Here is a 22,240-nt window from a genome sequence, read left to right on the forward strand (position 1 = left end):
GGCAGGCAGGGGAGAGACGATGGCGTTGACAGATCGTTCGCAGCGGCGGACGAACGGACGGCGGGCACAACGGTCGTATCTGAGCTACATCGACAAGTCGCGCGGGTACTACGCGGCGAACGGCTATCCGCAGCCGTACCAATGGGCATACAACCACGAGGTGGCATTCACCCCACTGTCCAAACCACTGTCGGAGAGCACAGTCGGCCTGCTCACGACATCGTTCTTCCGGGCAGGCAGCGAGCCTGCCGGCGTTCCCTCGGCCCGGCCGAAGCAGCCCTACGCCGCGCGCTGCGACGACGCCCTCGAAGGCCTCTACAACAATGACCTGTTCTGGGACAAGGACAACACACACACCGAAGATCTCGACACGTACCTGCCGATCAACCGGCTGCGCGAATTCGCAGCCGTTGGCCGCATCGGTGCGGTGTCAGAGCGCTTCTACGGCATTCCCACCGACTACAGCCAGCGTCGCACTCAGCGCAACGACTCTCCCCGCATCGAAGAATGGATGCGCCAAGACGGCGTCGACGTGGCGCTGCTGGTCCCCCTCTGACCCGTCTGCCACCAGACCGTGGGTCTGGTCGCACGACATCTCGAAGAGGCCGGCATACCGACTGTGATTGCTGGCAGCGCCCGTGACATCGTCGAAGAATGTGGCGTCGCGCGCTTCGTGTTCACGGACTTCCCGCTCGGAAATCCCACAGGCAAGCCGGGCGACGTGGCGATGCAACGAGACATTGTGGGCACCGCGCTCGACCTGTTCGAGCGCGCCTGGCTGCCGCGCACGACGGTGCAGACGCCCTACGTGTGGGATGCCGACGACAACGACGGCTGGCGCGACCACTTCATGCGCGTCGACGACTCGAACCGGGCCGCCCTGGCTGCAGCGGGCGAGGCCCGTCGACGCGATCAGGCCGCCGCCAAGGCCGACGGCCGCGCCCGGAACGCCTGAGCAATCTGGGCATCGGCGGCTGGAGCCGTCGGCGCCAGCGCGTACGAAAGGCAGCACATGACGCAGCAATCACCTGGCCAGCAACGCCGGCCCCTGGTCGATCCAGCCGACGCCGATGCTCCCGACTTCGTGCCCTCCGAGCCGGCTGGTGCGGATGTCTACTCGCATCCCTCCGAGCATGGGGAGCGGATCACTGGCGCTGTGGACCCTGACCTGATGATCGAAGCGTCGGGCGGCGTGAAGGTTGCCGCCGACGTATATGGCGACAGAGGTCCGCTCGTCTTGCTTCAGCACGGCGGCGGCCAGACCCGTCACGCTTGGAAGGGAGCGGGGCAGGCCCTCGCCGACGGCGGCTACCGCGCAGTGAGCCTCGATGCACGGGGCCACGGCGATTCGGACTGGGCGCCTGACGGCGATTACACGACCGAGGCGTTTGTGGCCGATCTGGTGGCGATCGAGGAGAACTTCGGCGAACGACCAGTGCTGGTAGGCGCCTCGATGGGCGGGGGCACCTCGTTGACCGCCGTCGGGGAAGGCGCGGTGGACGCACTTGCTCTCGTCCTCGTCGATACAGCGCCGCAGATCGAAGCGGCTGGCGTGCGCAAAATTCGAGACTTCATGGCTCAAGGCGCCGACGGGTTCGCGTCACTCGAAGACGTCGCCGAGGCCATCGCGAACTACCAGCCGCACCGAAAGCGTCCGCGCAATCTCGACGGTCTCGCCAAGAACGTTCGCCTCTGGCCCGACGGTCGCTATCGCTGGCACTGGGACCCGGCGTTCATGCACCGTCCGCGCAGCTTCGCGGAGCGAATCCCGCGTCAGCAGGCGGCCGCTGAGAACCTGACGCTTCCGACGCTGCTCGTCCGCGGCGGGCTCAGCGACGTGCTGTCCGAGGAGGGCGCCGCGTCGTTCCTCGACGCTGTGCCGCATGCGCACTACGCCAATGTGGGCGGCGCGGCGCACATGGTGGCCGGTGATCGCAACGACATATTCGTCGAAGCGACGCTCCGTTTCCTGGCCGAATTCGTGCCCTCCGCACAAGCCCGAGCCTGAACGCGAAGTTTCCGCCGTAGCCTTGCGGTCTTTGACCGGCTAGGCCGGGCTTCGAGAGGCAAGACATGCGTGGAACAGTCAAGTTCTTCAACAGTGAGAAGGGCTTCGGCTTTATCTCCCGTGACGGGGCGGACGACGTCTTCGTCCACTTCTCCAACATTGTCGGTGATAACTACCGAACGTTGGAAGCAGGGCAAGAGGTCGAGTTCGATATCGGACCCGGCCGCAAGGGCGACGAGGCTCAGAACGTCAAGCCCGTCTGAGGGCACTCGCCACTGACCGTCGCTAGCCGAACGGGCTGGCGACGTTCGGAGCTTTGGCCGCGAGACATCTCGGCCATCAGAACTCCGTTGGCAAGCACATCAGGCGCGGGCGGCGTCACACGCCACCCGTGTCAACACATCTCGGGCCACCCGGCCGCGTTCTGCTCCGCGAGTATTGAGCAGCGCGCGCCGGTACCCTCCCGTCGTCTGGCCGGCATGTTCGGCCGACGGGTTCGCAGGCCGGTCTTGGTTCTTCCTGTCAACGTGGACCAGACCCCAGTTATCGCCGACCTCTTCACCCCCTGTTGAGGCGCCACCGAACCCGTGCAGAGCCCGCGCGCAGCGGGCCAGGAGACAAATGCCCCCCACCTTCACCCAGCTGGGCGCCCCCGACTTCATCGTCAGCGCCCTCGCTCAACGTGGCATCAGCCAGCCGTTCGCCATCCAGGCGGCCACCGTGGCCGATGCCCTGGCCGGACGCGATGTCTGCGGCCGAGCGCCAACCGGATCCGGTAAGACGCTGGCGTTCGGGATTCCGCTCGTAGCCAGCGTCGGCAGCGCCCAGCCACACAAGCCCCGAGCACTCGTGCTCGCGCCGACCCGTGAACTCGCCGACCAGATCATGACCGAGCTGCGCACCTTCGCAGGCAAGCGCCGGGTCAGCGTCGCCTATGGCGGCGTGGGCTATGGCGCCCAGATCGGGTCCCTGCGTCGCGGGGTCGACATTCTCGTGGCGTGTCCAGGTCGCCTCGAAGACCTCATCGAACAGGGCCAAGTCGACCTGTCCGCTGTGGACAAGGTCGTCATCGACGAGGCCGACCGCATGGCCGACATGGGATTCATCCCGGCCGTGCGGCGCTTGCTCGACCAGACCGCCGCAAAACGCCAGACCATGCTGTTCTCGGCCACGCTCGACGGCGATGTAGCAACACTGACACGCGACTACCAGCGCGATCCCGTGCGTCACGAGGTTGGAGACGAGATCCCCGACGTCAGCGCTGCCGACCACGTGTTTTGGAGCGTGGCCAGGACTGACCGCACCGACATCTGCGCGGAAGCAATCGACGCCGCAGGATCGACGATCGTGTTCTGTCGAACCCGGCATGGCTGCGATCGCGTGGCCCGGCAGCTGCATAGCCGAGGCATCCGCACTGCGGCACTTCACGGCGGACGCAGCCAGAGCCAGCGCACAAGGGCGCTGGCCGAGTTTGCCGCCGGCAAGGTCCAGGCGCTGGTCGCGACCGACGTTGCAGCCCGCGGCATCCATGTCGAGGGTGTCGGCGCCGTCGTTCACTACGACGTCGCAGCCGACCACAAGACCTACCTTCACCGATCGGGCCGGACTGCCCGGGCCGGTCTGGGTGGTGTGGTGGTCTCGCTGGTTCAGCCCGAGCAGGTCAAAGAACTCAAGTCCATGCAGCGCAAGATGGGCCTGGAGCAGCCCATCACCGAAGTCGACGTGGCTGCGATCCGGTCAGCCAGCCCACGCAAGGTGAGCGCCAACGGCGCCGGATTCGCCAGCGATTCAGGCCCGAAGGGCTCGAAGACCCGCAAGGCCAACGCCGTATCAGATCAGCCCCGCACTGAGCCCCGCAAGGCGAGTGCCGACGCGGATTGGCACCGCAAGGGCTCGCAGACCCGGCGTCGCACGCTTGAGCGCCCGGCGGCCAAGAATCAGTCCCGGCACCGTCGAAGCAACAACAACCGTTCCAGGTCCAAGGGTCACCAGCGCTCGCCGCAGCGCTGAGCACGATCAAACGTCTGGGTCGTCCTGCGGCTCATTCAGCGATTCAAGACTGGACGGCGCAAGGTTCGAGGCGAACTTGGACATGTTGTCGCTCAGGGCGCTGATGAGCTGCTCCACGAATTGCGGCGACATGTTGACGCGCTGCACGACGACGCCTCGCCGGGGTGACTGCTTGCCGCTGAAGTCCAGCCGGATGAAGTCGAGCGTGAACTCATACGGCGAATGGCGTACCACCGCGAAGTTGGACCACACACCGGCCTCAAGCTCAGGTGGGAGGCGAATCTGCAGCTTCGTACCGTCGGGTAGCGATTCGTGCGGGTTGCCCTCGGCCATCGGCGAAGACGCTAGCCCTAGCCCGCCCCTGTCACGCTGCCGGCGGCGGCATCTGTGGCACTCAGCGTTCCTCGCGTCGATAGGGGAGCGTCAGGGCGGCGGGTGCTGGGCTCGGTCGATGCCGGGCCCGGAAGCTGATGGCGATGAGGACCACGACAGTCAGCAGGAACGGCAGGATGCCGAGCAGCGCTGGCGAGATCGAGTTGACCTCGAGGCCGAAGAGGCTCAGGTCGAACGTCTGGACACGGGGCTGCAGCGCCAGCGTGAACCCGAATAACAGCGAGCCAGCGGCAAGCCGGCCGGGCCGCCACGCCCCGAAGATGACCAGTGCCACTGCGATCCAGCCGCGGCCGGCGATGAGGCCCTCGGTCCAGCCGGCGGCCATGTACAGCGACAAGAAGGCGCCGGCAGCGCCGGCGAAGGCACCGCCGGTCAGCACAGCCCCGGAGCGCAGCAGTGTCACTGAGTGGCCCACCGAGTCCGTCGTCGAGGCGGATTCGCCCACGGCACGCAGTGCGAGGCCGAGCCGGGTTCGATTCAGCACGAACCAGACCGCGATGCCCAGAAGACCCGCGAGGTAGACAACTGGCGGCTGGTCGAAGAGGATCGGACCGACCCAGCGGATGTCGGCAAGTCCGGCGATGCCCAGATCGGTGAACACGGCATCGGCGCGTTGGCGCACTGCGCCTTGTCCGATGAAGGCTGCGAATCCCAATCCGCCGATGGTGATCGCCAAGCCGGATACCACCTGGCCCGCGCCCATCACCACGCTCACCACAGCGTGGACCCCTGCGACCGCCATGCCGACGAGCGCAGCGAATGCGAAGCCGATCCAGGGCCGGCCGGTGGCGAGCGCCATCATGAATCCGCTCACGGCCCCCATCGCCATCATTCCCTCGACACCGAGGTTCAGCACGCCGGATCGTTCGGCGATGAGCTCGCCGAGCCCAGCCAAATACACGAGGGTGGCGAACTGCACTGTCGCCACGAGCAGCCCGATGATGGCTGCCTCAGACACCCGAAGCTCCCGGAGTGGCGGCGCCGTCTGGTTGTGGGGCGGCATCTGTGGGGTGTCCGACGGGTCGCACCCATCGGACGCGGTAGTTGAGCAGCACCGCGGCCACCAGAGCACCGATGAGGATCATGGCCTGCAGGATCGTGGCGATCGAGCTCGTAACGCCAAGCGTCTGGATGGACTGGCCGCCCACCTGCACCGCGCCGAACACGAACGCCACCGCCGCCACACCCGACGGCCGCATCAGCGCGAGCGCCGCCACGATGATCCCAGCGAAGCCGTAGCCGTTCGACAAGCCGGGATCGAGCCGCGTTGCAGTTCCGGTCAGCTCGATGGCGCCGGCGAGGCCCGCCAGTCCGCCCGACAGCAGCAAGGCCGTCAGCACCTTGCGTTGCAGCGAGATACCGGCATAGCGAGCTGTGGCCGGCGACGATCCCGCCATGCGCAGCTCGTATCCCCACGCTGTGCGCGAGACGGCCAGCCAGAAGGCCACCAGCAGTGCGACGGCGAACACTGCACCGATGTGTGCGCGGCCGAACAGTCCCGGCAGCGACGCATGGTCGGGCAGGGGCTCGATCAACGCAAAGCCTTGCGACTCGGGATCCTTCCACGGACCGGTCTCGAGCCATTCCACGATCCGAATCGAAACCTCGACGAGCATCAGCGTCGTGATGATCTCGCTGACACCCAGGTATGCACGAGCGAGCGCCGGCCCCAGCATTGCGATGACGCCGCCTACCGCGCCGGCGATCAGCATCGAGACGATGAGGAGAGGACCCGGCAAGTCGCCCGCCGACATGGCGAATCCTGCTGCGACCGTCGCGCCCGCCATCATCTGACCCTCGGCGCCGATGTTCCACAGTCCCATTGATCCCGCAACGGCAATCGCAAGACCGGCCAGCGCAAGCGGTGTCGCTCGCAGCAACGTCCGTGAGATCGAATTGAAGCCGCCAAGCGACGAGTCGATCATCCGGCCGTACACCTCGGCCGGGTTGTGGCCCGCGGCGAGCAGCAGGAGCGCTCCCGCGATCAGAGCCACCGCAATTCCGATCACGAAGGCGAAGGCCTGTGCCGCAGGCACTACGTCCGAACGTCGCTGCAGCACGGGCCGTACCAGGCCGCGATGCCAGCGAGCTCGACCGCGTGAAACGGTGTGCAGCGGAGCGTGCGTCGGTTCCGGCGCCGGATTCGGGTCGGTCATGTGTCGCCCCCTCCGCCTCCGGCCATCGCGGTGCCTACCTCGGCTCTCGAGGACGTCGTCGGGTCCAGACGGGCCGCGATGCGCCCCTCGTACATCACGATCAGCCGGTCTGACAGAGCGAGCAATTCGTCGAGGTCTTCAGAGATCAGCAGAATTCCAACGCCGGCGCTTCGCTGCGCGACGATCTGTTCCTGGATGGCGGCGATGCCCGCCACATCGAGACCGCGGGTGGGCTGGGCTGCCACGAGCACTTTGGGCTCTCCGGTCAGCTCGCGGCCGAGCAGCAGGCGTTGAAGGTTGCCCCCTGACAGGGCGCTCACATCTGAGTGCAAGCGTCCGACCTGCACGCCGAACCTCTCGACGAGGCCTTTGCAGAAGTCCTCGCAGCGCCGCAGGTCCAGCAGGACCCCGCGGCGCATGGCCCGGTACGAACGCACGACGGCGTTGTCGACGACGGACATATGCGGGGCGAGACCGACGCCGAGGCGATCCTCGGGCACGTAGGCCATCCCGCTGCGAGAACGCGTTCTCGGCGAAGCACCGGTGATGTCGGTGCCCAACAAGCGGACACTTCCGGAGGTGACGGGACGCAATCCGGCGATGGCCTCGGCCAACTCCTTCTGGCCGTTTCCCGAAACGCCGGCGACGCCCACGATCTCGCCGGCGTGTAGGTCGAGGTCGACCGAGTGCAGTGCGGGAAACCCCCGGTCGCTCAATGCCGCGATGCCATCCAACGCGAGCACGACGTCACCGCTCGGCTGTCCCGCGGGACGCCGAACTTCGGCTGCGGTCTCTCCGACCATCATCTGGGCCAAGTCCGATCGCTCGACTCCGGCGAGGCTGCCCGGCTGCGCAACGGTTACTCCACCGCGCAGCACGGTGGCTTCATCACACACTGACAGCACCTCGTCGAGCTTGTGACTGATGTAGATCACGGAGCGGCCGCGGTCAGCCATGGCACGCAGCGTGAGACCCAAGTCGGCTGCCTCGGCAGGTGTGAGCACCGCCGTCGGCTCGTCCAGCACTAACACGTCGGCGTCGCGCCAGAGTGCCTTCAGGATCTCCACACGTTGCCGTTCGCCGACCGAGAGCTGCCATACAGGCCGGGTGGGATCGGCGTCGAGCGAGTAGGTCGCTGCCAGGTGAGCAACGCGTTCGGTGATCTGGGTCATGTTCAGGTATCGCGGTGCCGAGCCGAGCACGACGTTTTCCGCGACCGTGAGCGTGGGCACCAAGCGAAACTCCTGGTGGACCATGCCGATTCCCGCGGCAATTGCATCGGCGGGCGAGTGGAACTGCTGCTGCTTGCCATGAACCCAGATCTCGCCTCCGTCGGGCAGGTACACCCCGCCGAGCACGTTGACGAGCGAGGTCTTGCCGGCGCCGTTTTCTCCGAGTAGCGCGTGGATGGTGCCCGCCCGCACGGCGAGGTCGGCGCCATCGCAGGCAACCACTCCGGGGAATTCCTTGCGGATGCCGCGCAGGTCGACGGCCATCGGGGCAGCGTCGCCGCTGCCGGAGCGGGGCTCCGAGAGATCTTGAACGTTCACGCCGTACCGGTGTCAGAAGCCCGCGGCCTGCTGCTACAGCGGCGCGCGGCACCGCCGCCGGTTCCGAGGGACATCTCGGAGTCCCCCAAAACCAACGGCAGTGTCAGTGCGATTCGATCAGTCGGATCAGGGGCTGGCGTCACCCACGACGCCTTCGACGAACCAGTCCATGCCCAGCATCGAGCCGTCGTCCAGAGTCTCGCCTGCGGCCACGCGGACGGTGCCGTCCTGGTCGCGGATCTCGCCGGTGAACACGTCCCACTCGCCTTCACGGATTTGGTCGGCAACGTCGCTGATCTGATCGGCGATGTCCCCAGGCACATCGTCAGCCAGCGGCGCCAGGTCGACAATGCCGTCGTCCATGCCGCCCCAGTACGAACCTGGCTCGTAGGTGCCCGCAGCAACGGCCTCAATGATCGCGGTGTAGCGCGGGCCCCAGTTCCACACAGGTGCGGTGATGAACGCGTCGGGTGCGAAGTCGCGCATGTCGGAGTTGTAGGCAACCCAACGTGCTCCAGCGTCCTGCGCAGCGACACCCGCAGCCGTGGAGTCCTGGTGCATGGCGATGACATCGGAGCCGGCTTCCAGGAGGGCCTTGGCTGAGTCGCCCTCAACCGCCGGGTCGAACCAGGTAAAGGTCCAGATGACGTGGACTTCGGCTGACGGGTTGGTCTCGAGCACGCCGAGGGTGAAGGCGTTGATGCCTCGGATCACCTCAGGGATGGGGAACGCAGCCACGTAGCCCAACTGCCCGCTCTCGGTCATCGCACCTGCCGCCATGCCCGACAGGTACCGCGGCTGGTACATGCGGCCGAAGTAGTTGCCGAAGTTGGCCTCGTTCATCTTGAAGCCCGAGGCGTGCTCGAACACGACGTCGGGGTACTCCTCGGACAGCTCGAGCATCGGGTCCATGTAGCCGAACGAGGTGCCGAAGATGATGTCTGCGTCCTCGTTCTCGATGAAGTCGACGGCGACCGCCTTGAAGTCCTCGGCGTTCTCCGGGACGCTCTCAACGAACAGCGTCGTTGCACCGGTTTGGTCTTCCGCTTGCTGGCGACCTTGGTCGTGTGCCCAGTTCCAGCCGGCGTCACCGACGGGTCCCACCAGCACGAATGCCGCCGTGACGTCCTCGGGATCGCCATCGTCGCCGCCGCACGCTGCTCCCAGCAGCGCCACGCCGGCCAGAGCAATGGCGAGTCGTGTCAGAGTCCTCGAACCCATGATCTCCCTCTCGGTTCGCGCCCGAGAGGTAACCCCGGGGCGGTCGAGGAGAGCCTAATCTTGCGCACCTGTGCCCGCGGCCACTGGCGGCAAATATCGCCAAGCGGTTCAGAATGGGTTGAGTTCGAGGCCGAGGACGTGGCGCCCGAGCTGATGGGTGACGCGGTCCTGATGCACGTTGATGTGCACCGGCATGGCCCGGAAATCCCGGTAGCGACGTTCGAATGCACCGCCTTCTCGCAGCGCCGTCCCGCCTTGAGTGCGATGCAGCAGCGACATGGCCTCATCGAGCTGCTCGACGGCCATCGAGGTCACGGCCATCTGTCGCAAGTAGTCCGCTTCGTCGGGAATGACGCCGGCAGCGATGCGACGGTCGACGTCGTTGCAGGCGGTCTCGACCGCGGCTGCGGCGCCAGCCAGCAGTGCTGCCGCACGACCAAAGTTGACCTGCACCGTCGGCCGCTCGACCATCTTGCCGCCGATGATGACCCGACGACCGCCGGCGGCATCGGCTGCCTCCGCGAGCGCCCGGCGTACCAGGCCCACCGCCATCCACGTGAGCCAGAGATCCGAGATGCCTACCCAGTCCTCCCGGTACCGGTGGTCCACCACCGGAACGCTGCGCAGCGACTCGGCGCGATTCGCTCCATACCAGGCGACGCAGTCGCTGAGGTTCACGGGTACGTCGGTGTAGTGGACGTCGTCGGTTGCCGAGGCGCGCAGGCCAGCACCGTCCCACGAGGGATCGATCTTCAACCCCTCGGTCTTGGTGGACACGATGGTGAATCGGATGTCCATCGGTCGCACCGGCTTGCCGTCGGGGCCAGTGATAGCGAAGGCCACGCCGCAGTAGTCGGCGTAGCGGGCACCGGTGCCCCAGCGGCCGGTCCCGTTCAGGATGGCCTGGTCGCCTTCAATGCGTCCGTACACGGAGCTGCGGGCACCACCGGGGAACGACACCCAATGGCCGTTGGTCACGATGTCGGTGAGGAAGTCCTGCTGCTGCGGGCCCATGGATCCGACGAACAGGTGGAACACGCACAGGTGGTTCCACAGGCACCACGCCAGGCTGGGGCAGCGGGCGGCCACAGCTTCGAGCTCGCGGCCCATATGGAGCATCGATTCCTCGACGCCGCCGATGTTCGGGGTGGCGGACATGCGCATGAAGTCGGTGCCGCGGATTGCCTCGATGACATCCGACGACACGGACCGGGTCCGGTCTGCTGTTTCTGCCTGCGCCTCGATCGCGTCCAACAGTGGCGCGATACGCAGCCCCTCGGTCGGTGCCGGGGAGAAGTGCTCGACGAGCTCAACGCCGGATAGACCGGCGTCATCAGATACAGCGCCGGATAGACCGGCGTCATCAGATACAGGGCCGGATAGACCGGCGTCATCAGATACAGGGCCGGATAGACCGGCGTCATCAGATACAGCGCCGGTCGTCGTCAGGCTCGGCTCTTCGACTTCGGGTGCTCCCGCCATCTGGCCACAGTAGGCCGCGGCTGGCTCAGCCGCAGTGGCCGTTCGATGATGGGGGCACGTCGAGCATCGGGTTGCGGTCGAAGAAGCCGTCGGGCACCAGTCCGAAGCTGATGTACTCGGTGGGCATCACCGGGAAGTCCTCGGGACGGGCATCGTGGGTGATGCCGAACGTGTGCCACACCGTGACGTCGGTGCCGACGATCGACCGGTCACCCGCCGTATAGCGCTCCAAACCGTCGCCGGCGTTGCGCTGCGTCGGGAACCGGCCAGCGGCATATCGCTCGTCGGGATCGGTCGGCGACACCCACAAGTTGTGCCGGCCGAAGGTGGCGCGTTCTGAATGCGGGCTGTCGGCCGCAGCAAACATCGTCGCGGTGGGTGGTGGCAAGAGCCGGAATGCCGTCGGGCGCCCGAGCCGGTTGATGTGGTCGGCGCTCTCGATCCGCCAGTACCGGCTCGACGACGAGTTGGTGTCGCGGCGAGCAGCCAACTCGCTCTCCAGCACCGTCTCACGAGCGGCGAACGCAGTGCCATGCGGATTGTCGGTGCCCGGCGGCAGCGCTTCGGTGTTCACTTCGACCACCGTGTTCGCAGTGCCGTCGATCGCCATGTCCAACCGCACGCAGAAGATGTGCTGGTGGATCGGGGCAGATACGTGCGGGGCAACCTGCCGGGCAAACGTCATGTCGTCGCCGTCGCGGTGCGAACGGGTGGTGAGAATGCCGGTCAGCTTGACCTCATATCGAATGGTGCCGTCGAGGTAGAAGTACCAGAAGAATCCGTACTCGTAGTTCCCGACCGTGTGGATGGCGCTCACCACCAACCGGCGAGATCGGCGAACCTCGGTGGTGTCGGCATTCCAGTCGAAGTGCTTCCAGCCGATGCCGAAGTCCTCCTCGTGGATGCAGATCGCGTTCGGCGTGGTGACAACTGAGCCGTCGTCGAACACCTGGGCGGAGTCGAGATAGGTGATCTCGCCGAGACAGTCACAACCCAGCTTGAGTGAGTTGTTCATCAGGCCGAGGCCGAACTCCCCCGAGTCGAGCGCGTGCTTGAACGTCTGAGACGGACGTGTGTCGCCGTAGGGCACCACCATCTCGGCCAGTGACGCCCGGTCGATGATCGGGCGTACCCGACCGCCGTCGTCGTAGGCGATCCGGTGCAGCACCAGGCCTTCGGTGTCATCCATGACGACGCGCATCGACCACTTCTGCCAGCGCAGCTCGTTGTCGTCGAGCGTGATGCTGGTTCCTTCCGGCTGGGTGATCTCGATCGGTCGCAGGTCGGTGCGCATCGGCCCGAAGTCTTCGGTGACGGCGTCTACGTCGTAGTTGCCCCGCTCCGAGGCCACTGGCCACTGGTCGAAGTCTTCGATGTGCAGCACTTCCAGCGTGTCCACGTCGACATGCACCATCAGCCCGTCCAGGGGGTAGGCGTAGCCGTTGTCGGTGGGATTCGGGCGCCAGAAGGCGATGCAGCGTTGCACCCGCCGACCCGTTTCGAAATCGAAGCCGTAGTCGCCGGTCGGCCACGGATCGATCTGGACCTGTGACGTATCGGTGATGCCGCGCTTGGCGATTGCCGCAGCGAATCCCGGGTCCGCCCGGCAGGCGTCCATCACGGCGAACAGCTCGGCCATGCCGACCCGCGGCACGACGCCCGGCTGGTGCTCCCAGGAGTCCACCTCGCCGCGGGTCACTGAGACCACGGCGGTGTACACCTCGCCGTTCTCGCGTACCACCACCTCGAAGCGGCGGTCGGTGCCGGCGGTGGGCGTCCAAGCCGCGACCTCTGCCTTGGGCGGCTCCCAGATGCAGAATCCGTGGAAGTGAGCGCTGTCGCCGATGCGCCCGCTGCGGCGCAGCACCTCGATGGCGGCATGGGCTTCGGTTTCGGTCATCATCGACAGTGGATGACGCGGCGGCGTGGTCGCATCATCGCTGGGTCGTTCGAGCATGGTCTCGGTCATGGGATCACGCTACGTGGCGCGGCCTCATCGGATGCGATCGGTAGTGTCGCCCGCTACGGCTCCGAGCGCGACGGGCAGGCGGACAGGCTGGTGATGGGGGTCCTCAAGTCGTGACGGAGGGGGATCTTCGCAGCCGTGTCCGGCGCCATCTCGAATTCGTCTACCCCGCGCTGCCCACAGAGAGACTCGTCGACGACGTGCTCGCCGCCATCGGCTGGGAGCCGGCTGATGAGGTGGCCGATGCCAGGCCACGCTGGGATCAGCACGACATCGCAGTGATTACGTACGCCGACTCGATCACCGAGGCGGGCAAAGCCCCAATGCACACCCTCCTCGAAATGCTCGACGACCTGACGGGCGATGTCGTGACCGTCGTGCACGTGCTGCCGTTCTACCCGGCGAGCTCCGATGGAGGCTTCGCTGTCACCGACCACCGAGCGGTCGACCCCCGGCTCGGCAGCTGGGAGGACATCACAGCGCTCAGCGACACCTACACGTTGATGGCTGACCTCGTCGTGAACCATGTCAGCGCCGATCACCCTTGGATGGATCAGTTCTGCCAAGGGGAAATGCCCGGCAGCCGGTACTTGCTCACCGCAGAACCCGAAGACGACACCTCGAGCGTGGTGCGACCACGGACAGCGCCGCTGTTGCGCGAGGTCGAAACCCCCGACGGCCCCCGGCTGCTGTGGTGCACCTTCAGCCATGACCAGATCGACCTGAACTTTGCCGAGCCCGAGGTTCTGCTGGACCTGTTGCGCACTGTCGCATGCCTCGTCGACGCAGGAGTGCGCTGGTTCCGCCTCGACGCCATCGCCTATCTCTGGAAGGAGCCGGGCACCTCGTGCGTGAACCTGCCGCAGACCCACGAGATCGTCAAGCTGCTGCGAACACTGCTGGATGCGCGCTGTCCTGGCTCTGTCATCGTCACCGAGACCAATGTGCCTCACGACCAGAACGTGGCCTACTGGGGCGCAGGCGATGAAGCCCATCTCATCTACAACTTCAGCCTCCCCCCGCTGGTCGCCCACACGATGCTGTCGGGGTCGGCCGTCGCGTTGCAGCATTGGCTCGCTCAGCTGGAGCCGCCCCCAGCGGGAGCGTCGTACTTCAACTTCATCGCCAGTCACGATGGGATCGGGCTGCGTCCGGTAGAGGGATTGTTGAGCGGTGCACAGATCTTCCGGCTCATCGCGGCGGCCCACAGCGCAGGCGGCACTCACTCGGAGTTCGACACCCCCGCAGGACCCAAGGCGTACGAGCTGAACGTCTCGCTGTGGGATCTGTTCGCCGGCGACCGGGACGCGCTTGGCGTCGCGCAGTTCCTTGCCGCGCACACGGTCATGCTGAGCCTCGCCGGCATTCCTGCGGTGTACGTGCATGCGCTGCTGGGCACCCCCAGCTACTGGACACCGATCAGCGAGCCGCCTCGCATCGTCACCGATCACGGACTGCCGCCTGTCGAGCAGAACAAACGCACGATCAACCGGCGCAAGCTGACGCTCGACGAGGCAGTCGACCTGCTCGGCTCACAGGGAGGCGTTCGTCGCAGGGTGCTGGTGGAACTGGTGCGGCGGATGCTGGTGCGGCGCGGCCAGCCAGCGTTCCATCCCGACAGCGCGCAGGTGTCGCTGGACTTGGGCTCCCGGGCGTTCGGTGTGATTCGGGGCGGGCCGCAATGGGACCAAACGGTGGTGTCGATCACCAACGTCTCGCACAGTCAGCTCACCATCGACTTCGAAGTGCTGTCCGGGCTGTGCCCGCTCGGCAGTGCGGGGGCGCGATTCGGCCACGAAGGCTGCGTAGATCTTCTCGAGGACCGGGTGTACGGCCCGGGTTCGCATGCATCTTTGACAGCGGGCCAGACGATCTGGCTGTGCTTGGAAGCCGAGCGCAGGGAGCCTGCGCTGGCAGACCGAGAGGCCGCCCCGCTGCGCTAGGCGTTGTCCAATTCGACTGCGTCGTAGAGCTGTTCGAGCACTCCGTCGACGGCGCTTTGCACCCGTGACCAGTTCGGGATGAATGGTGTTCCCATCGGATCGTTCAGGAACTCGTCGCCTGCTTCCATGATCGCCGCTGCGAACAATTCCACTGCCGTTTCCTCGGCATGGAGATCGAAGTCGAAGCCATTGAAGAAGGCGTCGTTGCGGTAGTGGCTGACGAGGTCCAGAGCGTTCCGGTAGTAGACGGCTTTCACCGTGCGGAACGTCTCGGTGCCCAGCACCGTGCCGTCGATCGCCAGTTTGCGATAGATGGCCTTCGCGATGTCCCGGCTCATCTTGTGCAGCCCGGCGTTTGCATCGGCTTCCGACAGCTCTTGGTGCTTGTGGTCGTAGCGATCGGCGATGTCGACCTGGCAGATCCGGCGCCCCGGGTAGATGCGGTACACCTCCGACAGCACGCCGATCTCGAGACCCCAGTCGCTGGGAATTCGAATGCTGCGCGTCATGTCGGTCTTCATCGCGAACTCGCCGGCGAGCGGGTAGCGGAACCCGTCGAGATACCGCAGGTAGTCGTGTTCGCCGATGGTCGCGCTCAGCGCTCTCAGCAACGGCGTGACCAGCAGGCGTACCACCCGTCCGTTCATCCGCCCCTTCGCACCGAGGCCGTCGGCTGACATATCGCCACTGGCCCGGTAGTAGTAGCCCTTCGAGAACGAGTACCCGAAGGTGGGATGCAGGATCGGGTAGAGCAGTCGGGCCAGCATCCCGCGGTCGTAGGTGAGGATGTCGGCATCGTGCAGCGCCACGTTCTCGCAGCGGCCTGACGCCAGGAAGTAGCCGAGGCAGTACCAGACGTTGCGGCCCTTGCCCGGCTCGTCAGGGGCGAGCACCCGATCGGCGAGCTGTTCGTCGATGTTGCGCAGCCGAGGCCCGTCGTTCCACAGCAGACGGGTTCGCTGCGGCAGGCGGGCGAAGAACTGCTTTGCCTCGGCAAACTCCGCGGCATTCGCTCGGTCGATGCCGATGATGATCTCGTCGAGATAGGTGATCTTGGCGATCTCGTCGACGATGGGGCCCAGCGCCGGTCCGCCGATCTCGCTGTACAGCGCCGGAATGATGAGGGCGATGGGACTGCGGCGCGAGCGCTCGAACAGATCTGCTTCGAAGCTCTCGACGGGGCGATCGCTGAGCCGGTGGAGCGTCGCGATCGACTCGTGTTGCTGGAAATCGGCCACATCGCACCCCGTCGGTTGACCGCGTGCAACCTACCGTGCCCGCCGTTGCCGGTCGCCAGATCGCGGAGGGTCGCGCGGTATCGTGCGCCATGGTCTCGACACCGCAGCGGCCGCCAGTCGGTTTCCCGTCTCTGGAGGCCAAATTCGCTGCCGACGGCCTCACGTTCGACGATGTGCTGCTGGTGCCCGCAGCATCCGACGTGCTGCCCGACACGGTGGACACAGCGACCCGTTTCAGCCGCAGGATCACGCTCGCGGTGCCCCTCGTCAGCGCCGCCATGGACACCGTGACCGAGGCCCGGCTGGCGATCGCCATGGCCCGCCACGGGGGCATCGGAGTCATCCACCGGAACCTGGCGATTGCCGACCAGGCAGCGGAAGTGGACCGGGTGAAGCGCTCCGAGTCCGGGATGATCGTCGAGCCGATCACGCTCGGGCCCCACGACCTGGTGTCCGATGCTGAAGCGCTGATGGCGCGATTCAAGATCAGCGGCGTGCCCATCACCGACCCAGCGGGGAAGCTGGTGGGAATCCTCACCAACCGAGACCTCCGCTTCGAGACCGACTGGTCGCGACCGATTCACGAAGTGATGACCTCTGTTGGGCTGGTCACGGCGAAAGCACCGACCACGCTCGAAGACGCCCAGGTCGTGCTGGCACGCCACCGCATCGAGAAGCTCCCGATCGTCGACGACAACTTTCGCCTCGTCGGGCTGATCACGGTGAAGGACATCCAGAAGCGGATCCAGTTCCCGAACGCGTCCAAGGACAAGCTCGGGCGGCTGCTCGTCGCCGCAGCCGTCGGCACGGGACCTGACACGTTTGATCGAGTCGAGGCGCTGGTCGAACGAGACGTCGACGCCATCGTGGTCGACACTGCCCACGGTCACAGCCGTGATGTCATCGAGATGGTAGCGAAGATCAAGGCCAACTACGGCACCGAAGTCGTGGCCGGCAATGTGGCTACTGGCGATGCGGCCCGGGCACTCATCGATGCCGGAGCGGACGCGATCAAGGTCGGCATCGGACCAGGCTCGATCTGCACGACGCGGGTCGTTGCCGGGGTCGGCGTGCCACAAGTCTCTGCGGTGTTCGACTGCGCGGCAGCGGCGTCGGAATCCGGCGTCCCGGTCATCGCCGACGGCGGCATGCAATTCTCGGGCGACTTGGCCAAGGCGATCGCAGCGGGCGCCGACTGCGCGATGGTCGGGAGCCTGCTCGCTGGCACCGACGAGTCGCCCGGCGAGGTCGTGCTGTACCAGGGCGAGCGTTTCAAGGAGTATCGAGGCATGGGCTCGGTCGGCGCCATGAAGGGCCGCAGCTTCTCGAAGGACCGCTATTTCCAGGACGGCCGAGGCGCCGACGAACTGGTCCCCGAGGGCATCGAGGGACGTGTGGCCTACAAGGGCCCGTTGTCAGGCGTGCTGCACCAACTCGTTGGCGGCCTGCGCCAGGCCATGGGCTACTGCGGCGCCTCGACGATCGACCACATGCGCATGCACACCCGATTCGTCCGTGTCACCGCGGCGGCCCTGCGAGAGAGCCACCCCCACGACATCATCATCACCAAAGAGGCACCCAACTACAGCGCTCCGAACTAGCCCGCAGCGAGTGCCTGGAGGCGTTCCCATTCGTCGATGAGGCTGCTGTCGGTATTGCGGACGGTGTCGCCGAGCCAGCGGGTCAGCTCCACGATGTCGTCGCTGCGGTGATGTTCGGGGACGTTTCGCGAGAGTGCTTTGTAAGCGTCGCTGAGGTAGCGGAGGAGCACTCCTTCGGAGCCTTTGATGCCGTACTGGTTGACGTACTCGCGAAACGTCATGGCGCGTTCGTAGATGTCGCGGGCAACTGACTTGGGGCGGACGTTCTCGCTGCCGAGCCAGGGGTGGTTCGTCGACCAGGCGTTGAAGCTGTCGTAGAGCCAGTCGCGCAGCGGCTTGGGCCATTCGACCTCCTCGAGGCGCTCAATGCGCTCTTCGTATTCGATGCCTTCGGCCTTCATCTCAGCCAGCAGGTCGGTGCAGGCCATGTCTCGCTGGCGTTCCAGCACGACGGTCGGATTCTCCAGCGTTGACTCCAGCACACTGAGCACGTCCAGCGCGTAGGTCGGCTCGTCCCGGTCGAGGAACTCGATCGCGTCGAGCGCGAACGGCGAGAGCGGGCGGGTCAAGTCGAATTCCAGCTGCAGATCGACGTTGACGCGCACGAGCCGGTCCTGTTCATCGGGCTCGTCGAGCTGTTCGACGACATCTGCAGCCACCAGCGCCCGGTAGATCGAGATCGCACGACGGATGTGGTTGCGATTGGATTTGCGCGTCTCGTGGTTGTCGGTGAGCAGCCGCTTCATTGCGGCACGGCCGTCACCGGGCCGGTCCAGTACATGCATGAGCATCGAGTGCGAGACGTCAAAGCGGGATTGCAGGGCTTCAGGTTGGCCTGATGCCAGCCGCTCGAAGGTGTCGGCGTTCCATGCCACATAACCGCGCTTGGGAGCCGATGGGCGCCGGACCTTGCGGAGCTTGGCAGGATCGTCGCCGAACTTCTCGCGGGCCTTCTCAAGAGCGATGGCGTACTCCACTTCGTGCTCTGGGGCCTGGCACCACACGAAGCCGTCGTGGTCAAAGCCTCGCCTGCCGGCTCGTCCGGCAATCTGCTGGAAGTCGCGCACCGTCAGGGTGCGAGTGTCGCGCCCGTCGTACTTGCAGAGCTGTGTGAACACGACCGTTCGGATGGGGACGTTTACGCCGACGCCGAGCGTGTCGGTGCCGCAGATCAGCTTGAGCAGGCCCAAGCCAGCCAGCCGTTCGACCAGCATCCTGTATTTCGGCAGCATCCCTGCGTGGTGCACTCCGATGCCGGCCTTGACGAATCTTTGAACGTCGCGCCCGAAGGGCGAATCGAAGCCGAAGTCGACGATCTCGGCGGCGACCGCAGCCTTCTCGTCCTTCGTGAGCACGTTCATGCTGGTCAGCGCCTGGGCACGCTCGTTGGCGGCTCTCTGGGTGAAGTGGACGATGTAGGCGGGTACACGCCGCAGTTCCAGCAGCTCTTCAAGCGACTGGTGCAGGGTCGTCTTGCGGTAGGTGAAGGTGAGCGGCACTGGACGCTCTGTCCCCGTCACCGTGGCGACCTCGCGGCCGGAGCGACGCCGCAGATCCTCGGCGAAACGTGACGTCGGCCCCAGCGTCGCGCTCATGAGCACCATCTGTGAGCGGGTCAATTCCAGCAAGGGCACCTGCCAAGCCCAGCCCCGATCCCGATCGGAATAGAAGTGAAACTCGTCCATGACAACGCTGTCGACCGGGGCGTCGGCACCGTGGCTCAGCGCGAGATTGGCAAGGATCTCTTGCGTGCAGCACACCACCGGCGCGTCGGGATTCACCGCGCCGTCGCCGGTCACCATGCCGACGTTGGCTGCGCCCAACTCGCCGCACAGGGCGAAGAACTTCTCCGATACCAACGCCTTGACTGGCGCCGTGTAGTAGCTGCGATGACGGCGCGCTACCGCTTCGAAGTGGGCCGCAAGTCCGACGAGTGATTTGCCTGAGCCGGTTGGTGTGGTGATGATGACGTGGTTGCCGTAGAAGATCTCGAGGATCGCATCTTCCTGAGCCGGATAGAGCTCCAAACCGATCTCGTCGGTGTAGGCCAGAAACGCGTCCAGCAGCGAGTCGGGGTCGGGCTCGCGGGGCAGGAACGTCGCCAGCTGTCCTGCCGCCGATACCGCGTCTGCCATCGGTATCGGAGGCTATGTCCGGGGTTGGGGTGCCGGTGTTGTGTGGGGGCGTAACCGCACTTCAGGCGCTGCGGCCTGGCCAGGCTTCGGGGTTGAGCATGTTCGGCGGTTGGGTGCCGTCGAGGGCCGTCATCACCTCGGCCACGGCGTGGGTGAAGATGCGGCGACGACCGGCATTCGTGGCAGAGGCCACATGCGGGGTGACAACCACGTCGGGGCGACCCAGCAGCGGGTGATCGGGCGGCAGCGGCTCTGGCTCGCTGACATCGAGTGCCGCTGCACGGACTCGTCCCGAATCCAGAGCCGCCAAGAGCGCAACCTGATCCACTAATCCGCCGCGTGAGGTGTTGACGACGTAGACGCCTTCGCGCATCGCCGCGAGCAAGTCGGCATTCACCAGATGCCGGGTCGCGTCGCTCAGCGGAGCGTGCACCGACACGACGTGAGCATCGGCGACTGCGGCGGCGGGTGTGGTCGCGCGCCGTGCACCGAGGGCGGCAAAGCGTTCGTCGCTGGCGTAGGGGTCGTAGGCCACAATGTTCATGCCGACCGCTGACATCACGCGGGCGACGTAGCCGCCGATGCGTCCGAGCCCGAGCAGCGCGAGCATCGAACCGTCCAGTTCCAAGTGGCTGTGACGCGCCCAGTAGTCGCCGTCGCCGGCTTCGTGCCTATCGACCGACTCACGGACTCCCTTGGTTGCAGCGAAGATCAGCGCCACGGCGTGCTCGGCGGTTGAGACCGTCGGTCCGTCGGGCGTGTTGCACGCGGCGATGCCGAAGGCGGTGGCGTCGTCGAGGTCCAAGTTGTCGTAGCCGATCCCCGCACGAGCAATCACACGCAGGTTCGGTGCACGTTCGTAGACGGTGCGGTTGTAGCCGATTGCGGCGCCGACGATGGCTCCGTGGGCGCTTTCGATGCCCTCCAGCGGGTCGTCGCCACGCACATCAACAATGCGAGCCTTTCCGTCGAGCAGTTCGCGTTGCAGAGTGCCCGCAGGACGGTCAAACCAGACAATCGGCAGATCGGCCGACTCGTGTTCCATGGCGCCAGTATTGCGCTGCATCTGCGGCGGCAGCAGGCCCATCCAACTCAGCGGCGCCGCTGAGCGGCTCGCTACCGTTGTTCCGGTTGTTGCTTCTGAGCATCCGCACCCGAGTGAGGCGAACCCCATGCAAGTCGACGATGTGGTGATTCACGACACCGAGCAATATGCGGCGCAGGGCTATCCGTGGGCCGAGTGGGACCTGCTGCGTGACGAGGCTCCGGTCTATTGGTACGTGCGCGACAACATCGTCCCGTTCTGGGCGATCACCCGCTACTCCGACGTGAGGTGGGTGTCGGGTCAGAACCGCACGTTCATCAACGGAGGCGGGCGCCTGCGTCTGGCTGACGCCGACCGCGACCTGCGTTTCTGGACGAAGTACCGCCAACGGATGATCGAGATCGGCTGGGACCCCGACGAGCCGCCGGACTTCATCTTCAAGGACCGTCCCGACCATTGGGATCTGCGTCGCCTGGTGGTGCCGGAGTTCACGCCGAAGGCGATGCGCAGCCGGTCCGAGTCCTTGGAGCGCCACGCCCAGCGATTCGCCGATGAGTTCATGGCCCGCGTTGCGACTGAGGGCACGGCGGACTTGGTCGAAGACCTGGCAGTGAAGCTGCCGCTGGCAGCCATCTGCGAGATGGTTGGCGTCTCAGCCGACGACTGGGAACAGGTCCACGCCTGGACCGCCGTGCTGTTCGACGATCCCGATCTGGACCGGTACTGCCAGCCAGGTGAGGCTCACGACGACATGCGGGCGCGCATGATCCGCGAGTTCGACACGTGGATCGGCGAGCTGATCGCGCAACGTCGACGTGACGGGACAGACGGCCGGGACCTAGTGAGCATCCTGCTTCGGTCGGAGATCGAATCGGGTCCGCTCACGCCCCAGCAGCTCGTCGGCTACCTGCGGCTGATGATCGCCGCCGGGAATGAGACGACCCGCAATGCCGCCAGCGGCGGGACGATCGCACTGCTGGAACATCGCGACCAACTCGACCTGCTCAACGAGCGGATCGACGACGACCGGCGTACTGACGCCGGCGACGCCGGCGGGGCGGTCGAGGCAGCGGTGGAGGAGATCCTGCGCTGGACGTCGCCGGTGATCCAGTTCGCACGCACCTGCACGGCCGACACCGAATTGGGAGGCCAGAAGATCAAGGCGGGCGAGCACGTCGGCGTGTGGTACCCGTCAGCTAACCGTGACGATCGCCAATTCCCCGATCCGTACCGCTTCGACCTTCAGCGCACTCCGAACGACCACCTCGCATTCGGCCATGGCGCCCACTTCTGCTTGGGCGTGCACCTGGCTCGCTGGGAGCTGCGGGCGTTTTTCCGTGTGGTGGCGCCGCTGCTCGACGGGTTGAAGCTCGAGGGCGGCCAGTCGCGCATCGGCCACCTCCACGTCGGCCCGATCAAGCACCAGATGGTCGTTCCACGCCGCTAGGGCCCCCGCAATTGCAGACACCCTCGGACACACCACTATCTTCGG

17 protein-coding genes and 1 pseudogene are annotated in these 22,240 nt (G+C 66.0%); 8 read left to right on the top strand and 10 right to left on the bottom strand.

Translation table 11 applies throughout. The features are described 5' to 3' along the window. Nucleotides 1-19 precede the first annotated feature (19 nt). The 5 genes from ACOOHB_RS19385 (at nt 20) to ACOOHB_RS19405 (ending at nt 4,018) form a co-directional block, all read left to right on the top strand. Nucleotides 20-556 carry a hypothetical protein gene (locus ACOOHB_RS19385; RefSeq protein WP_420446425.1) on the top strand — a complete coding sequence of 179 codons (537 nt, stop codon included), beginning with the start codon at nt 20-22 and terminating at the stop codon, nt 554-556. An 18-nt stretch (nt 557-574) separates the two neighbouring features. Continuing rightward, entirely contained in the window at nt 575-955 is a 381-nt protein-coding gene (locus tag ACOOHB_RS19390; protein ID WP_420446426.1) for a hypothetical protein, read from the top strand. Between the two features lie 57 nt (nt 956-1,012). Next, the gene (locus ACOOHB_RS19395; protein ID WP_420446427.1) at nt 1,013-2,008 is read left to right on the top strand and encodes an alpha/beta fold hydrolase; all 996 of its coding nucleotides are present in this window, start codon (nt 1,013-1,015) and stop codon (nt 2,006-2,008) included. 65 nt (nt 2,009-2,073) lie between these two features. Beyond that, nucleotides 2,074-2,271, top strand: a complete 198-nt coding sequence (locus ACOOHB_RS19400; protein WP_420446428.1) for a cold shock domain-containing protein — start codon at nt 2,074-2,076, stop codon at nt 2,269-2,271. Between the two features lie 358 nt (nt 2,272-2,629). Then, nucleotides 2,630-4,018: a DEAD/DEAH box helicase gene (locus ACOOHB_RS19405; protein WP_420446429.1), complete on the top strand. Its 1,389-nt coding sequence runs from the start codon at nt 2,630-2,632 to the stop codon at nt 4,016-4,018. Nucleotides 4,019-4,024: 6 nt separating this feature from the next. On the opposite strand, the gene ACOOHB_RS19410 is transcribed toward ACOOHB_RS19405, so the two are convergent. The 7 genes from ACOOHB_RS19410 to ACOOHB_RS19440 form a co-directional block, all read right to left on the bottom strand. Continuing rightward, nucleotides 4,025-4,351, bottom strand: coding sequence for a DUF3467 domain-containing protein (locus ACOOHB_RS19410; protein ID WP_420446430.1), 327 nt, complete (start codon nt 4,349-4,351; stop codon nt 4,025-4,027). A 61-nt stretch (nt 4,352-4,412) separates the two neighbouring features. Further along, nucleotides 4,413-5,369, bottom strand: a complete 957-nt coding sequence (locus tag ACOOHB_RS19415) for an ABC transporter permease (RefSeq protein ID WP_420446431.1) — start codon at nt 5,367-5,369, stop codon at nt 4,413-4,415. Continuing rightward, nucleotides 5,362-6,567 carry an ABC transporter permease gene (locus ACOOHB_RS19420; protein ID WP_420446432.1) on the bottom strand — a complete coding sequence of 402 codons (1,206 nt, stop codon included), beginning with the start codon at nt 6,565-6,567 and terminating at the stop codon, nt 5,362-5,364. The genes ACOOHB_RS19415 and ACOOHB_RS19420 overlap by 8 nt, the downstream gene beginning before the upstream one ends. After that, a complete protein-coding gene (locus tag ACOOHB_RS19425; RefSeq protein WP_420446433.1) occupies nt 6,564-8,117 on the bottom strand; it encodes an ABC transporter ATP-binding protein in 1,554 nt (517 codons plus the stop codon). The genes ACOOHB_RS19420 and ACOOHB_RS19425 overlap by 4 nt, the downstream gene beginning before the upstream one ends. A 126-nt stretch (nt 8,118-8,243) precedes the next feature. Then, nucleotides 8,244-9,338 carry a BMP family ABC transporter substrate-binding protein gene (locus ACOOHB_RS19430; RefSeq protein ID WP_420446434.1) on the bottom strand — a complete coding sequence of 365 codons (1,095 nt, stop codon included), beginning with the start codon at nt 9,336-9,338 and terminating at the stop codon, nt 8,244-8,246. Nucleotides 9,339-9,446: 108 nt separating this feature from the next. After that, on the bottom strand, nt 9,447-10,820 hold the full coding sequence (locus tag ACOOHB_RS19435) for an acyl-CoA dehydrogenase family protein (protein WP_420446435.1): 1,374 nt from the start codon (nt 10,818-10,820) through the stop codon (nt 9,447-9,449). A gap of 25 nt (nt 10,821-10,845) precedes the next feature. Then, a complete protein-coding gene (locus ACOOHB_RS19440) occupies nt 10,846-12,789 on the bottom strand; it encodes a primary-amine oxidase (protein ID WP_420446436.1) in 1,944 nt (647 codons plus the stop codon). A 110-nt stretch (nt 12,790-12,899) separates the two neighbouring features. Between ACOOHB_RS19440 and ACOOHB_RS19445 the strand changes: the two genes are divergently transcribed. Further along, nucleotides 12,900-14,729, top strand: coding sequence for an alpha-amylase family glycosyl hydrolase (locus ACOOHB_RS19445; protein WP_420446437.1), 1,830 nt, complete (start codon nt 12,900-12,902; stop codon nt 14,727-14,729). On the opposite strand, the gene ACOOHB_RS19450 is transcribed toward ACOOHB_RS19445, so the two are convergent. Further along, nucleotides 14,726-15,967, bottom strand: a complete 1,242-nt coding sequence (locus tag ACOOHB_RS19450; protein WP_420446438.1) for a glycosyl transferase — start codon at nt 15,965-15,967, stop codon at nt 14,726-14,728. The genes ACOOHB_RS19445 and ACOOHB_RS19450 overlap by 4 nt on opposite strands. Before the next feature lie 89 nt (nt 15,968-16,056). On the opposite strand from ACOOHB_RS19450, the gene guaB reads away from it, so the two are divergent. Further along, nucleotides 16,057-17,568: an IMP dehydrogenase gene (guaB, locus tag ACOOHB_RS19455; protein WP_420446439.1), complete on the top strand. Its 1,512-nt coding sequence runs from the start codon at nt 16,057-16,059 to the stop codon at nt 17,566-17,568. Nucleotides 17,569-17,582: 14 nt separating this feature from the next. Here the strand turns inward: guaB and ACOOHB_RS19460 are convergent. Beyond that, nucleotides 17,583-19,703: pseudogene (locus ACOOHB_RS19460) on the bottom strand (DEAD/DEAH box helicase); the annotation flags it as partial. Nucleotides 19,704-19,764: 61 nt separating this feature from the next. Further along, a complete protein-coding gene (locus ACOOHB_RS19465; protein ID WP_420446440.1) occupies nt 19,765-20,748 on the bottom strand; it encodes an NAD(P)-dependent oxidoreductase in 984 nt (327 codons plus the stop codon). A gap of 127 nt (nt 20,749-20,875) precedes the next feature. Here ACOOHB_RS19465 and ACOOHB_RS19470 point away from each other — a divergent pair, with 127 nt between their 5' ends. Beyond that, nucleotides 20,876-22,195 carry a cytochrome P450 gene (locus ACOOHB_RS19470; RefSeq protein WP_420446441.1) on the top strand — a complete coding sequence of 440 codons (1,320 nt, stop codon included), beginning with the start codon at nt 20,876-20,878 and terminating at the stop codon, nt 22,193-22,195. Nucleotides 22,196-22,240: the final 45 nt, after the last annotated feature.

It is taken from the genome of Candidatus Poriferisodalis sp. (genome assembly GCF_965215815.1).
Taxonomy (GTDB): Bacteria; Actinomycetota; Acidimicrobiia; order Acidimicrobiales; family Poriferisodalaceae; genus Poriferisodalis.

Coding starts and splice junctions, on each gene's coding strand:
- ACOOHB_RS19385 (WP_420446425.1), top strand. CDS start 20: ATGGCGTTGACAGATCGTTCGCAGCGGCGGACGAACGGACGGCGGGCA.
- ACOOHB_RS19395 (WP_420446427.1), top strand. CDS start 1,013: ATGACGCAGCAATCACCTGGCCAGCAACGCCGGCCCCTGGTCGATCCA.
- ACOOHB_RS19400 (WP_420446428.1), top strand. CDS start 2,074: ATGCGTGGAACAGTCAAGTTCTTCAACAGTGAGAAGGGCTTCGGCTTT.
- ACOOHB_RS19405 (WP_420446429.1), top strand. CDS start 2,630: ATGCCCCCCACCTTCACCCAGCTGGGCGCCCCCGACTTCATCGTCAGC.
- ACOOHB_RS19410 (WP_420446430.1), bottom strand. CDS start 4,351: ATGGCCGAGGGCAACCCGCACGAATCGCTACCCGACGGTACGAAGCTG.
- ACOOHB_RS19420 (WP_420446432.1), bottom strand. CDS start 6,567: ATGACCGACCCGAATCCGGCGCCGGAACCGACGCACGCTCCGCTGCAC.
- ACOOHB_RS19430 (WP_420446434.1), bottom strand. CDS start 9,338: ATGGGTTCGAGGACTCTGACACGACTCGCCATTGCTCTGGCCGGCGTG.
- ACOOHB_RS19435 (WP_420446435.1), bottom strand. CDS start 10,820: ATGGCGGGAGCACCCGAAGTCGAAGAGCCGAGCCTGACGACGACCGGC.
- ACOOHB_RS19440 (WP_420446436.1), bottom strand. CDS start 12,789: ATGACCGAGACCATGCTCGAACGACCCAGCGATGATGCGACCACGCCG.
- guaB (WP_420446439.1), top strand. CDS start 16,057: ATGGTCTCGACACCGCAGCGGCCGCCAGTCGGTTTCCCGTCTCTGGAG.
- ACOOHB_RS19465 (WP_420446440.1), bottom strand. CDS start 20,748: ATGGAACACGAGTCGGCCGATCTGCCGATTGTCTGGTTTGACCGTCCT.
- ACOOHB_RS19470 (WP_420446441.1), top strand. CDS start 20,876: ATGCAAGTCGACGATGTGGTGATTCACGACACCGAGCAATATGCGGCG.